At 61.4% G+C, this 13,747-nt stretch carries 13 protein-coding genes; 3 read left to right on the top strand and 10 right to left on the bottom strand.

Features of this window, described 5'->3' with window-relative positions; genetic code table 11:
* Window position 1: 1 nt before the first annotated feature.
* The 6 genes from A8B82_RS15110 to chvE form a co-directional block, all read right to left on the bottom strand.
* A complete protein-coding gene (locus tag A8B82_RS15110) occupies window positions 2-964 on the bottom strand; it encodes a Gfo/Idh/MocA family protein (RefSeq protein ID WP_067294114.1) in 963 nt (320 codons plus the stop codon).
* Window positions 951-2,696, bottom strand: coding sequence for an L-arabinonate dehydratase (araD, locus tag A8B82_RS15105; protein ID WP_067294109.1), 1,746 nt, complete (start codon window positions 2,694-2,696; stop codon window positions 951-953). The genes A8B82_RS15110 and araD overlap by 14 nt, the downstream gene beginning before the upstream one ends.
* Before the next feature lie 8 nt (window positions 2,697-2,704).
* Entirely contained in the window at window positions 2,705-3,697 is a 993-nt protein-coding gene (gene araD1 / locus A8B82_RS15100) for an AraD1 family protein (protein ID WP_067294106.1), read from the bottom strand.
* A gap of 4 nt (window positions 3,698-3,701) precedes the next feature.
* On the bottom strand, window positions 3,702-4,907 hold the full coding sequence (gene mmsB, locus A8B82_RS15095; RefSeq protein WP_067294104.1) for a multiple monosaccharide ABC transporter permease: 1,206 nt from the start codon (window positions 4,905-4,907) through the stop codon (window positions 3,702-3,704).
* Window positions 4,904-6,436, bottom strand: coding sequence for a multiple monosaccharide ABC transporter ATP-binding protein (gene mmsA / locus A8B82_RS15090; protein ID WP_067294101.1), 1,533 nt, complete (start codon window positions 6,434-6,436; stop codon window positions 4,904-4,906). Before mmsA ends, mmsB begins: the two co-directional genes overlap by 4 nt.
* Before the next feature lie 89 nt (window positions 6,437-6,525).
* The gene (gene chvE / locus A8B82_RS15085) at window positions 6,526-7,590 is read right to left on the bottom strand and encodes a multiple monosaccharide ABC transporter substrate-binding protein (RefSeq protein ID WP_067294099.1); all 1,065 of its coding nucleotides are present in this window, start codon (window positions 7,588-7,590) and stop codon (window positions 6,526-6,528) included.
* Window positions 7,591-7,765: 175 nt separating this feature from the next.
* Between chvE and A8B82_RS15080 the strand changes: the two genes are divergently transcribed.
* The gene (locus A8B82_RS15080; protein ID WP_067294096.1) at window positions 7,766-8,785 is read left to right on the top strand and encodes a LysR family transcriptional regulator; all 1,020 of its coding nucleotides are present in this window, start codon (window positions 7,766-7,768) and stop codon (window positions 8,783-8,785) included.
* 281 nt (window positions 8,786-9,066) lie between these two features.
* Here the strand turns inward: A8B82_RS15080 and A8B82_RS15075 are convergent, their stop codons facing one another.
* Complete coding sequence (locus A8B82_RS15075) at window positions 9,067-9,378, bottom strand: ETC complex I subunit (RefSeq protein WP_067294094.1); 312 nt, start codon at window positions 9,376-9,378, stop codon at window positions 9,067-9,069.
* Window positions 9,379-9,522: 144 nt separating this feature from the next.
* On the opposite strand from A8B82_RS15075, the gene A8B82_RS15070 reads away from it, so the two are divergent.
* A complete protein-coding gene (locus tag A8B82_RS15070) occupies window positions 9,523-9,807 on the top strand; it encodes an antifreeze protein (protein WP_067294091.1) in 285 nt (94 codons plus the stop codon).
* Between the two features lie 112 nt (window positions 9,808-9,919).
* Complete coding sequence (gene uvrB, locus A8B82_RS15065) at window positions 9,920-12,124, top strand: excinuclease ABC subunit UvrB (RefSeq protein ID WP_067294089.1); 2,205 nt, start codon at window positions 9,920-9,922, stop codon at window positions 12,122-12,124.
* Between the two features lie 349 nt (window positions 12,125-12,473).
* Here the strand turns inward: uvrB and A8B82_RS15060 are convergent, their stop codons facing one another.
* The 3 genes from A8B82_RS15060 to A8B82_RS15050 all read right to left on the bottom strand — a co-directional run bounded on the left by A8B82_RS15060 (window position 12,474) and on the right by A8B82_RS15050 (window position 13,737).
* Window positions 12,474-12,830: a PRC-barrel domain-containing protein gene (locus A8B82_RS15060; protein ID WP_082899328.1), complete on the bottom strand. Its 357-nt coding sequence runs from the start codon at window positions 12,828-12,830 to the stop codon at window positions 12,474-12,476.
* Window positions 12,831-12,926: 96 nt separating this feature from the next.
* On the bottom strand, window positions 12,927-13,115 hold the full coding sequence (locus A8B82_RS15055; protein ID WP_067294086.1) for a DUF3008 family protein: 189 nt from the start codon (window positions 13,113-13,115) through the stop codon (window positions 12,927-12,929).
* A 73-nt stretch (window positions 13,116-13,188) separates the two neighbouring features.
* The gene (locus A8B82_RS15050) at window positions 13,189-13,737 is read right to left on the bottom strand and encodes a hemerythrin domain-containing protein (RefSeq protein ID WP_201120833.1); all 549 of its coding nucleotides are present in this window, start codon (window positions 13,735-13,737) and stop codon (window positions 13,189-13,191) included.
* Window positions 13,738-13,747 lie beyond the last annotated feature (10 nt).

The raw sequence follows: 13,747 nt of genomic DNA, 5'->3' as shown, positions 1-13,747 counted from the left end.
ATCAGTCTTCCGTCAGTGTTGTGTCAAAGAACTCGGGCGCATCGAGGCGCTTGCCGAGGGTGAAGGCGTCGGCCACCAGCACCATGGGGCGCAGGTCGACTTCGGAGGTGTTCGTATCGAGCAAATCTGCAAAGCGGGCGTAGAGGCCGTCATATTCGCCGTGAATACCCGGCTCTTCGCGACCCGTGCTGTGCTCAGCGCCGCTGTCGATCTCCATGATCGCACCGCCGTGATTGAGGGTAAGGGTGCCGCCGTCCGTTTCGACGATCAGCCGCCACAAGGCATCGCCTTCCCAAAGGAAATCGACGTCGGCGGTGACGAGGGGACCGTCGGGGCCGTCCATCCGTATTTCGCCCGCAATCGGCGTCTCGCAATTGCTGGGGAAATGCAGTTCGGCCCCGGTCACGTGAACTTCGACCGGCAGGATTTCGGTCAGGATCGAGAAGGCGTTGATCGTAGGATCGAAGATGCCCAGCCCCCCGGCCTCCCATATCCACTGTTGACCGGGATGCCAGACGCGCACGTCTTCCTTCCAGTCGATCCTGACCGATTTGACCGTTTTGTCAGAGAGCCAGGCCTTCGCGGCGGGCACCGACGCCGCGTGCCGCGAATGCCAGGTGGCAAAGAGGGTCAGGCCCTTGTCCTGCGCCAGCGCCTCCAGCGCGTGGACCTCGGACAGCGACGCGCCTGGCGGTTTTTCCAACATCACGTGTCGACCAGCGTCCAGCGCGGCGCGCGCCCCGGCATAGCGGACCTGAGGCGGGGTGCAGAAGCTGATGGCAGAAATGTCGGGGCGTGCCGCGAGCAGCGCCTCGACGGTGTCGTAATTCTCGACGCCTTCCGTGCCGCCGGAGCGGCTGACCGTGGCGGCCAGTTGATACGCGTCTGATGCGGCGAGTGCAGGGATATGCTGGTCGCGGGCGATCTTGCCGATGCCGACCAACGCGACCTTAGTGGCTGTCACGGGGCACCTCGTTTCCTCTGCATCCCTTCAGGAAGCTGAAATCGGCCCCGGTGTCCGCGCCCTCGACGGCATCGTGATAAAGCCGGGTGTAACCGCCATTCACGGCAGGAACCTCCGGCGGGGTCCAATTGGCGAGGCGCGCCGCGATCTCCTCGTCGGTCAGATCAAGGTGGATGCGCCTGTTCTGCACGTCGACCTCGATCATGTCGCCGGTCTGCACGATGGCCAGCGGCCCCCCGGCGGCGGCTTCGGGGGCGGTGTGCAGGATGACCGTACCATAGGCGGTGCCGGACATGCGCGCATCCGAGATGCGGACCATGTCGGTGATACCCTTTTTCAGCACCTTGGGCGGCAGGCCCATGTTGCCGACCTCGGACATGCCGGGATAGCCCCTGGGGCCGCAGTTCTTCAGCACCATCACGCAGGTCTCGTCGATATCCAGCGCGTCGTCGTTGATCCGCGCCTTGTAATCGTCGATATCCTCGAACACGACCGCGCGGCCCCTGTGCTGCATCAGTTCGGGCGTCGCGGCAGAGGGTTTCAGCACGGCGCCGCAAGGCGCGAGATTACCCTTCAGCACGGCAATGCCCCCCGACTGGGTCAGGGCCTTGTCGACAGGCAGGATCACGTCCTCGTTCCAGTTCACGGCGTCCTTGACCTCCTCCCAGACCCCCTCGCCAGACACGGTCAGCGCATCCTTGTGCAGCATCCCCGCCTCGCCCAGGCGTTTCAGAACGACAGGCAGGCCACCGGCATAGAAGAACTCTTCCATCAGGTACTTGCCGGAAGGCATGAGGTTCACGATGGTCGGCACGTCGCGGCCCAGCCGGTCCCAGTCATCCAGCGTCAGGTCAACGCCAGCCCGGCCCGCCATCGCAAGCAGATGAACCACCGCGTTGGTCGACCCGCCGATGGCGCCGTTTACGCGGATCGCATTCTCGAAGGCCTGTTTCGTCATGATGTCCGAGGGCTTCAGATCGTCCTTTACCATCTGCACGATACGGCGTCCCGTGATCTGCGCCATGACGCGACGTCGCGCATCCACGCCAGGGATCGCAGCATTACCCGACAAGGCCATGCCAAGCGCCTCGGCCATCGAGGCCATGGTGGAGGCCGTCCCCATGGTGTTGCAGGTGCCCGACGACCGGCTCATCGCCTGTTCGGCATCCAGGAAATCCTCCTGGCTCATCTTGCCGGCCTTGATGTCCTCGGACATCTGCCAGAGCGCGGTTCCGGACCCGACACGTTCGCCCCGGAACCAGCCGTTCAGCATCGGCCCGCCAGTGACGACGATCGACGGAATATCCGTGGAGGCCGCGCCCATCATCAGGGAGGGCGTGGTCTTGTCGCAACCGACCAGAAGGACTGCACCGTCGATCGGCTGAGCGCGCATCTGCTCTTCGACCGCCATGGCAGCTAGATTGCGGTACATCATCGCCGTGGGCCGGAAGGTATTTTCCGACGCCGAGAAGACGGGCACCTCGACCGGGAATCCTCCTGCCTCCCACACGCCGGCCTTGACCTTTTCAGCAAGCTCACGCAGGTGGCCGTTGCAGGGGGTCAGGTCGGACCATGTGTTCAGGATGCCGATGACCGGGCGACCGTCGAAAAGGTCATGGGGGTAGCCCTGATTCTTGAGCCAGCCACGGTGATAGATATTGTCCCGCGACGTGCCGCCGTACCATTCCTGCGATCTGAGTTTTCTGGGCCACTGTGCCGGTTTGAAAGTCATGACTGTCCTCAGAGCGAACGGATTTCGGTGCGCGGCTCGGGCTGGCCGAGCGGCGTGAAGGCCAGCGTGTTGCGCAGCGGCAGGCCAAAGGGCGCGGCTTCGATCTCGAAGGTGTCGCCATCGCGGGTCTGCACGCCATCGGCAAAAGACAGCGTCGCAGTGCCGAACATGTGGACATGCAGATCACCGGGCTGGCGAAACAGCTGATACTTGAAGTGGTGGTGTTCAAGGTTGGCAAAGGAGTGGCTCATATTCGCCTCGCCCGATAAAAAGGGCTTTTCGAATAGCACCTTGCCGTCTCGATAGACGCGAGAGGTCCCCTCGATATGGTCCGGCAAGTCACCGATCAGCAGCTCCGGCCCGAAGGCGGTCGGGCGCAGCTTGGAATGAGCAAGATAGAGGTAGTTGCGCCGCTCCATCACATGGTCCGAGAATTCATTGGCCAGCGCCCAACCCAACCTGACCGGCGTGCCATCGGGGGCGATAAGATAGATGCCAGCAATCTCTGGCTCCTCCCCTCCGTCTTCGGCAAAGTCGGGCGACATGAGCGGCGCACCGGGAACGGCAAGAACCGTGCCATTCCCTTTATAGAACCATTCGGGCTGGACCCCGGCGACGCCATTGGCAGGTTTGCCGCCGTCCAGGCCCATTCGAAACATCTTCATGCTGTCGGTCTCGTCGCCGGTCGCCTTCTTGTGCATGTCCGCACGGGTCGCGGCCGATCCCAGGTGGGTCAGCCCGGTGCCGGTCAGGTGCAAATGCGCCGGGTCGGGATGGGTGACCGGCGGCAGCAGGCGGCACTTCGCGTAAAGCGCGGCCAGATCCACCGCGCCGCCCATTCCAAGCGTGGCGATGCGGTCACGCAGGCCCTGCCCATCTTCGACGCATTCCATGGCAAGTGCGTAAAGCGAGAGGTCCGTATTGACCTCGTAGGCCTCTGTTCCGTCGCGGGCGACGATCTGCGGTGTTCCGTCCCCGCGGGCGAATTGGGAAAGCAGCATGTCGTTAGCCTTTCTGCTTGTTCAGGACGTCAAAGATCACGGCAGCCAGCAGGACCAGTCCCTTGATGACCTGCTGCCAGTCGATGCCGATGCCGAGGATGGACATACCGTTGTTCATGACCCCCATGATGAAGGCGCCGATGACCGCCCCCACCACGGTGCCCACGCCGCCCGACATCGAAGCGCCGCCAATGAAGACCGCGGCAATCACATCCAGTTCGAAGGCGACGCCGGCCTTGGGGGTGGCGGTGTTCAGGCGGGCAGCAAAGACCAGACCGGCCAGCGCCGCCAGCATCCCCATGTTGGCGAATGTAAGGAAGGTCAGCCGCTTTGAGTTGATGCCCGACAGCGCCGCCGCTTTTTCGTTGCCGCCGATTGCATAGATGCGACGGCCGAAGGTGGTGCGCGACGTCAGGAAAGAATAGACCGCGATCAGAAGCGCCATGACGATGAAGACGTTTGGCAGGCCCCGGAAATCAGCCATCAGCCAGGACATGTAGACCAGAGCGCAGAAGATCAGCGCGTTACGACCGGCGAAGAAGGGGAAAGGTTCTGTCTCGGCCCCTGCCGCTGTCTGGCGGGCACGTGTGCGGACCGCCAACCACAGCAGCAGAGCGGCCACGGCGATCCCGGCGAAGAGCGAGAACAGATTCAGATTTTCGCCGCCGAAGAGGTCGGGCACAAAGCCCGACGAGATCAGGCGGAACTCCGGCGGAAATGGCCCCACGGACTGCCCTGCGAGCAGCCAGAGCGTCAGACCCTTGAAGACCAGCATGCCGGCCAGTGTCACGATGAAGGACGGTATCCGGAAATAGGCCACCCAAAAGCCCTGCGCGGCCCCGATGGCCGCCCCCGCAACCAGGCAAAGCACTGCGGCGATCAGCCAGGGCAACTCCCAATTCACGATCATCACGGCGGCCAACGCGCCGATGAAGCCGAGAACGGAACCGACGGAGAGGTCGATATGCCCGCAGACGATCACCAGCAGCATCCCCACGGCCATGATCACGATGTAGGAGTTCTGCAGGATAAGGTTTGTCAGGTTCACAGGTTTCAGCAGGATGCCCCCGGTGGCGACCTGGAAGAAGGCCATGATGACCACCAGTGCAATCAGGATGCCGTATTCCCGCAGGTGTCCCTTCAGGAACTGCCAGCCGGATTTCGACGATTGATCCGGCGCGGCGGAGGTCTGGGCTTTTATGTCGGTCATGCAACTTCTCCCGACTTGACGATTTTTGACATGATCTTTTCCTGACTGGCCTCTGCGGTTGGCATTTCGTCCACGAAGCGGCCTTCATTCATGACGTAAAGGCGATCCGTCACGCCCAGCAGCTCAGGCAGTTCCGAAGAGATCACGATGATCGCCTTGCCCTGCGCCGCAAGCTCGCGGATCACGGTGTAGATTTCGAACTTGGCACCGACGTCGATGCCGCGCGTCGGCTCGTCCAGGATGAGGATCTCCGGATCTGCGAAAAGCCACTTGGACAGAACCACCTTCTGTTGGTTGCCGCCCGAAAGGTTCACGGTCGCCTGTTCGATCGACGACGACTTTATGGCCAGCTTGTCGCGGTAGCGTGCGGCGACCCTGGCTTCGTGTTCGCGATCGACGATGCCATTGCGCGAAATGGCGGGCAGATCGGCCAGGGGCACGTTGCGGCGGATCGTGTCGTCCAGAACCAGCCCGTAGGTCTTTCGGTCCTCGGTGGCATAGGCCAGACCCGCCTTGATCGCGTGCCGCACGGTGGACAGGTCGGCAGGTGCGCCGTTGATCGAGACTTCGCCACTGATGTCGCGGCCATAGGAGCGGCCGAAGAGGCTCATCGCCAATTCCGTGCGCCCTGCCCCCATCAGACCCGCGATGCCCAGCACCTCGCCCTTGCGGACGTGGAAGCTCACGTTGTTCACAACCCGGCGCTCGGCATGCAGCGGATGATGAACGGTCCAATTGCGGACCTCCATCGCGATCTCGCCGGGCGCTGTGTCGCCCTTGGGCGGATAGCGGTCCTCCAGCGCGCGGCCAACCATGTTTCGGACGATGTCGTTCTCGTCCACGCCGTCGGCGCAGTTCATCCGGGCCACAGTGGCCCCGTCGCGCAGAACGGTGATTGTGTCGGCGACCTTCGATACCTCGTTCAGCTTGTGCGATATGAGGATCGAGGTCAGCCCTTTTTCGCGGAAATCTATGAGAAGTTGCAACAGCTTGGCACTGTCTGCCTCGTTCAGTGAGGAGGTCGGCTCGTCCAGGATCAGCAGGCGCACGTTCTTGGACAGCGCCTTGGCAATCTCGACCAGTTGCTGCTTGCCGAGGCCCAGGTCATCGAGGATCGTCGCGGGGTTCTCTGCCAGCCCGACGCGGGCCAGCAGATCGGCGGCCCTGTCGTGCGTCTCGCGCCAGTCGATGATCCCTCTCGTGGCGCGTTCGTTGCCCAAGAAGATGTTCTCGGCCACCGAAAGAAGCGGGATCAGCGCGAGCTCTTGATGAATGATGATGATGCCGATGTCTTCGCTGTCGCGGATCGACCGAAAGGCGCGCGGCGTGCCGTCATAGACAATCTCGCCATCGAAAGAGCCGTCCGGATAGACCCCCGAAAGGACCTTCATCAGCGTCGATTTTCCTGCGCCGTTTTCGCCGACCAGCGCATGGATCTCGCCCTCAGCGACGGACAGCGTAACGTCGTCAAGCGCTTTCACACCGGGAAATTCCTTGGTGATCCCACGCATTTCAAGAATGACGCTCATCTGGGGCCTCGCGATTCTGGAAAGCGCCTGCCGGACTTGTCCGGCAGGCAAGTCGGACCGATCAGGAACAACCGGTCAGGGAGGAGATATCATTCGATCTCGCTTTTTTCGTAATAGCCGCTGTCCACCAGCCGCTCCTCCCAGTTGTCCGCGGTCACGGGCAGCGGTTCGAGCAGGTAGGAGGGAACGATCTTGACGCCATTGTCGTAGGTCTTGGTGTCGTTGATCTCGGGCTCACCGCCCTGCAGCAGCGCATTGACCATGCCGACGGTAACGCGGGCCAGTTCGCGGGTGTCCTTGAAAATCGTCGAATACTGATCACCGCGCAGGATCGCCTTGACCGAAGGCACTTCGGCATCCTGCCCCGATACAATGGGCATCTTCATGTCGCCCGAACCATAGCCGACGCCCTGAAGCGACGAGATGATCCCGATCGACAGGCCGTCATAGGGCGACAGAACGCCATGGACATGGTTGTCGGTGTAGTTCGCCGACAAAAGGTTATCCATCCGCGACTGCGCAACAGATCCGTCCCAGCGAAGCGTGCCGACGGTATCCATGCCCATCTGGCCCGATGGGACCGCGATGTCGCCGGAGTCGATCATCGGCTGCAACACCGACATGGCACCGTCATAGAAGAAATATGCGTTGTTGTCGTCCGGACTGCCGCCAAAGAGTTCAACGTTCCAGGGCTTCTCATCGGGAAAGCGTTCCTTGAGGCCCGCGACCACTGTCTCGGCCTGTTGCACGCCGACCTTGAAGTTGTCGAAAGTCGCATAATAGCTGACATCGCCGCTGTCGCGGATCAGGCGGTCGTAGGCCACGACCGGAATATCGGAGGCGGCAGCATTGGCCAGTGCACTGGTCAGCGTGGTGCCATCAATCGCGGCGATGACCAGCGCGTCGACGCCCTTGGTGATCATGTTCTCGATCTGCGCCAGCTGATTGGGGATATCGTCCTCGGCGTATTGCAGGTCTGTCTTGTAGCCCGCCTCTTCGAACTGCTTGACCATGTTGTTGCCGTCGTCGATCCAGCGTGCGGACGACTTGGTGGGCATGGCGATGCCGACATAGCCCTTGTCCTGAGCATAGCCAGGAGCGGCAATAACAAGCGCAAGCGCGGTCGCGCCAAAGGCGCGTCTAGTGAAAACCATCTGAATTCCTCCCAATTGTCCGTTCACCGCTCCTCCGCGGTATGGCGGACCTTTTTGTCTGCGTTTCACGACTCATAAGTCGTGAGCGATGGCCGGAGAATGCGTTCGGAACGCTATAGCAATCAAATTCAAAATAAGGTAAATGATATATCCAAAATGTTATAAGGAAAAAATGATGTCCACCTCTATCCCAGTGACAGCCCCGCCCGTCGTCCCTGTCCGGGACGAGTTGATCCGACGCGGACTGCGGCTGTCACAATTGCGCCTGCTGGTTGCGGTGAAAGAAACCGGGCAGGTTTCGGGCGCTGCGGCACAGGTCGCCATGACGCAGTCCGCCGCCTCGCGGCTTCTTGCGGATCTGGAGAAGACGGTGGATGCCCGCTTGTACGACCGGCACGCACGCGGCGTAACCCTGACGGAGGCCGGCGAGGCCTTGGCCCTGCGGGCGCGCGATTTTCTACACGGCTTGGACGATGTGCAGCACCAGATCACTGCGCTCAGCAAGGGCGAGCGCGGCACCGTTCGGATCGGTAGCGTGACGGGACCTGCTGTCGAGCTGGTCCTTCCCGTAATCCGCGAGTTGCGGGTCACCTATCCGGAGATCGAGCTGTCGGTCGACGTCGATACAAGCGACAAGCTGGCCGATTCCCTGACCGCCGGCGAATTGGATTTTTACATCGGCCGGGTGCCCGACGGCATGGACACGCGCGCAATCACCCTCACCGAAGTCGGTCCCGAGCCGGTGTCGCTGGTCGCGCGCCTGGAACACCCGCTGTCGCGCAAGACCGATCTGAAGGTGGCGGACTGTCTGTCCTACGACTGGGTCATGCAGCCCGAGAACGGGCTGCTGCGCCGGACTGCAGAGGCCTATCTGCTCAGGAACGGATTGAACCCGCCAGAGCGGATTCTCAGCACCTCGTCGATGCTGCTGACCCTCGCCATCATCTGCGAGACCAACGCAATTGCCCCTTTGGCGCGGGCCGCAGCCGATTTCTACGCCGGGGAACAGGCGTTTGGCGGCCGTATCCGACGGCTCGACACCGCGTCAGGCCTTGCAGTGGTCCCGTTTTCGCTGATCCAGCTGCGCTCGGCTGAGGCTACGCCCGCGGTGAAGCGCGTGATGCGCCTTATCAGGCAGAAGATCGACGGGATGGCCCAGGACCCAAGCGTCCCCGAGTCGCGTGGCACCTGCTGATACCCCACGTCCGGCACAGCCCGCAGGTTCGCGCTGGAGCGGTTCGGATGGTGTTTGAGCAGCCACCACATTCGAAATTTAGCACCCGTTATCAGTGGAAGAATTTAATATTACAGCGTCCCGCCTTTAACCTGATACACTCCGTATCGCCGATGTCCCGAGAGCGCGAAGCGCGGCAGGGTATCGGCGATTCAAGTTTAAGGCGGGGCGCTTTAGTCACATTTGCCTTCGCGGAATCCTTACCCCGACTCCGCAACAGCGTTGCGCCGACTTTTACAGCGTCAATGAGTCCAGGCGCCGCGACGACCGGTTGCAAAATTTTCCCCATAACCGCCGGAGCGGACATTCGGCTTGCGCTTGTGCGGCTCTTGCACCTGTGCGTCGATGCCGTTCTCGCGGGCATATTCAACCGCCTCTTCGCGCGTGTCAAAGCGCAGTTTGACCTGCGCCTGCGTGTCGGATGAAGATGTCCAGCCCATCAGCGGATCGACTTCGCGTGCCTCTGACGGTGCAAATTCCAGAAACCACACCCGTGTCCTTGCCGTACCTGACGACATGGCCGTGCGGGCGGGCTGATAGATGCGTGCGCGCATGGGATGCTCCTTGGTCTGTGCTGCACTCCTGTATCGGGCATTCGCGGGCCTGGGGCAAGTCCTTCATCGGTATATTGCAGATTGACCCTTACAAATGCTGCGGCGCAGCATTATCTTGGTATCAGTTTTCGAAAGGAGCTTTCGATGTACCCCGTAAATCTTGTTTCCCTGTCGACCAAAGCCATCCTGCTGGCGTTCGAGGCACAAACGGTCATGGCCCTGCGACTGATGGCCATCAGCGGGCTGATCCCCCAAAAGGCTGGCGAGAACAACCGCATGGTCGCCGAGAAGCTGCCCGCCCTGAGCAAGGCAAATGTCGCCGCAAGCAAGGCCATCATGGCAGGCAAGCGCCCCGATCAGGTGATATCCGCCGCGATGGCTCCGATCAGCCGCAAGGTCAGGGCGAATCGGAAGCGCCTGATGAAGTGACGGCGGTGCCATTCGGAAACTGCTGACAGGAACTGGCAGTTGCCCGCCATGCCCCCTTGATCCTGCCGCCAAAAACGACACCTATGGGGTTCCCCACCCAAGGACGCCACAGATGCCTTACGCCCAGACTGACAGTTCTGAAATTGCGCCAATTCTGTCCAACCCCGCACCCGATGTGCGCAGCCGTCCCAAGCTGGAGGGCGGAAAGCGGTTTCGCCTGCAAACGGAATTCGAGGCAGCGGGCGACCAGCCCACCGCCATCGCCGAACTGTCGCAGGGGGTGAAGGACGGCGAACGGGATCAGGTCCTGCTGGGGGCCACCGGCACCGGCAAGACCTTTACCATGGCGAAAGTGATCGAAGAAACCCAGCGCCCCGCCATCATCCTGGCCCCGAACAAGACGCTGGCGGCCCAGCTCTACGGTGAATTCAAAGGGTTCTTCCCGGACAATGCCGTCGAATACTTCGTTTCCTACTACGACTATTATCAGCCAGAGGCCTATGTCGCCCGGTCGGATACCTATATCGAGAAGGAATCCCAGATCAACGAACAGATCGACCGGATGCGCCACTCCGCCACCCGCGCGCTGCTGGAACGTGACGATGTGATCATCGTGGCCTCGGTTTCCTGCATCTACGGGATCGGGTCGGTCGAAACCTATGGCGCGATGACACAGGACCTGAAAACAGGCTCCAGCTATGACCAGCGCCAAGTGATCGCTGATCTCGTGGCGCAGCAATACAAGCGCAACGACGCCGCCTTTCAGCGCGGATCGTTCCGGGTGCGCGGCGACAGCCTTGAGATTTTCCCCGCGCACCTGGACGACCGCGCCTGGCGGCTGTCCTTTTTCGGTGAGGAACTGGAGAGCATCACGGAATTCGATCCGCTGACCGGGGAAAAGACCGATACGTTCGACCAGATCAGGGTCTATGCCAACAGCCACTACGTGACCCCGAAACCAACGATGTCCCAGGCGATCATCGGCATCAAGAAAGAGCTGCGCACCCGGCTGGACCAACTGGTCGCCGATGGCAAACTGCTGGAGGCGCAGCGGCTGGAGCAGCGCACGAATTTTGACCTTGAAATGCTGGAAGCCACCGGCGTCTGCAACGGGATCGAAAACTATTCACGCTACCTGACGGGCCGCGCCCCCGGTGAGCCGCCCCCGACCCTGTTCGAATTCATCCCAGATCATGCCATTGTCTTCGCGGACGAAAGCCATGTCAGCGTGCCCCAGATCGGCGGCATGTACAAAGGCGACTACCGGCGCAAGTTCACCCTGGCCGAACACGGCTTCCGCCTGCCCTCCTGCATGGACAACCGCCCCCTGAAGTTCGAGGAATGGGATGCAATGCGCCCGCAGTCGGTCTTTGTCTCCGCCACCCCCGCAGCCTGGGAGATCGAACAGGCCGGCGGCGTCTTCACCGAGCAGATCATCCGCCCCACCGGCCTGATCGACCCGCAGATCGAAATCCGACCCGTCGAAATGCAGGTGGATGACCTGCTGGACGAGGTGCGCCGCGTGGCCGCCGACGGCTACCGCACGCTTTGCACGACGCTGACCAAGCGGATGGCGGAAGACCTGACAGAATACATGCACGAACAGGGCATTCGCGTGCGCTACATGCATTCTGACATCGACACGATCGAGCGGATCGAGATCCTGCGCGACCTGCGCCTCGGGGCTTTCGACGTGCTGATCGGCATCAACCTGCTGCGCGAGGGGCTGGACATTCCCGAATGCGGACTGGTCGCCATTCTGGACGCGGACAAGGAAGGTTTCCTGCGCTCCGAAACCTCGCTGATCCAGACCATCGGCCGCGCCGCGCGAAATGCGGAAGGCCGCGTGATCATGTACGCCGACCGCGTCACCGGGTCGATGGAACGCGCCATGGGCGAAACCGACCGCCGCCGCGCCAAACAACTGGCCTATAACGAAGAACACGGCATCACCCCGCAGACGGTGAAAAAGAACGTCGAGGATATTCTGGCCGGTCTCTACAAGGGCGATGTGGACATGAACCGCGTCACCGCCAAGGTCGACAAGGCCCATGGCGGCAACCTTCAAACCGTGCTGGAAGGCTTGCGCACCGACATGCGCAAGGCCGCCGAGAACCTGGAGTTCGAAGAGGCCGCCCGCCTGCGCGACGAGGTCAAACGGCTGGAAGCGGTGGATCTGGCCATTGCCGACGATCCGATGGCGCGGCAATACGCGGTGGAAAAGGCCGTTGGCGACGCGCAAAAGGCCGGCGGGCGCAGCACCGGCGGTCGTGGCGGGATGCGCGGTGGGAAAAGCCGGTACGGGGGGAAGCGTTGAGGTCGCCTGCGCAGAGAAACACGGCTTCAAACTTCGAAGATAAATTCGATGGGTTCGTTTTAGTACCTGACCATTGACCTGAGACAGGCAACAAAAAGCCAACGTAGCGCCGTTCCGAGGGGTGGCGCAATCGCGCCGCCCCGTGGGGGCGGAACGGCGCGGCCCAACAGTCCCTGTTGGGCAGACGCGATTACCGAAATATCGTTGTCATGACTTGGACTTAGACAGGAATCGAGAAAAGGATCAGAGGTTCCAGGTGGCAACCACCCGGTCCCACTTTTCTGAACAAAATCAGCACAAAAGGCGGGCCAGTTGACCCGCCTTCCGCATTCAACCGCCCGTCAGGCGATCACATCCAGTAATACGGCACGCCGTAGTGATCGAACGTCCGCTGCTCCCAGGCGCGGTCGCGTTGCCAACCTTCGGGGCGCTCAGGCGCGCCTTTCAGCGTATCGGCGTCAATGTCGGTCACATACCCTTCGCGGGTGGGGTCATAGCGCAGGGCGTTCCAAGGGATTGGATGGTGGTCTTCACCCATCCCCAGAAATCCGCCAAAGCCCATGACTGCATAGGCCACATTGCCTGACTTCTTGTCGATCATCAGATGGTCAATATGGCCAATCTCGTCACCCTTTGTGCCGAAAACCGCAGTACCGTTCACATCGTTGGAAGAAACCATAGATGCAGTCGAAGACATGTCATTCATAACGTGTTCCTTTCTTGAGTGCGTGTCTGGTGGGAAAACGTCTGTAATGACACTCCGGTTCCGCAGTCCGCAAGCCGCAGGCGGACCCTTGCCAAGTCAGTCGTCATCCACCTTTTCAGGCAGGCCATCATGGTCGGTACTGGCGTAATCCTCCAGTTCGTCCTCGGTCATGGTATCGTACATCTCTTTCGATGCGCCTTGCAGGTCGGACACCTTGGTCTCACCACGTTTGGCAGACAGGGCGGCACCGGCGGCGCGCTGCTGGGCTTTGGATTGCGCAGGCATGGCTGTTCCTTTCAGTTGAGGTCCTTATGACCGCTCAACTCAGGTCACCATCAGATGTTCCGGGGTGGCCGCCCTATCCGCGAAAACCTGTTTCCAGCACCACCGGCACAACGATCTCTTCCTCGTCTGTCAGATGGCGGTTCAGCAGGGTTGTAAATCCGTTCAACCGGTCCAGAAACGGCCCGATCTCTCCGCCCTGCAACACGGCATTGGCCCCCTCGGCCATCCCATGCAGCAATCCGTCCATCGCCTCGTGATCAGTCTCCAACAGTTCAAAGCCGCGCTCCAGACGTCCATCCAGCGTGATCAATTGCGGAAAATAGTGCTGATCCTCGATCTGGTGATGCCCGTGAAGCTGGTTCAGCAGCATTCCGCCATAGTGTGACAGCCGCGGCGCGTAGTCGGCAAAATCAACGCCGCTGTCGGCCAGCGCCTGCGCATCCTTCTGCAACACATCGGTCAACTGCCGGAACATCGCGTGCCGATCCATCCAAAAGCGGATCATTTCACCGAAATTTGCATGCGCTTCCCAATTCGCACGCGGATAGGCCTCAGCCAGAACCCGCAGGGCATCCGGCAGGCCATCGCGCCGGTCAAGCGCCAGTTCGGGGTCAGAGATCATCCGCATTCCA

The organism is Sulfitobacter sp. EhC04 (assembly GCF_001650875.1).
GTDB lineage: Bacteria > Pseudomonadota > Alphaproteobacteria > Rhodobacterales > Rhodobacteraceae > Sulfitobacter.
The sequence above is the reverse complement of the archived record's forward strand: the minus strand, read 5'-3'. Positions and strand labels throughout refer to the sequence as shown.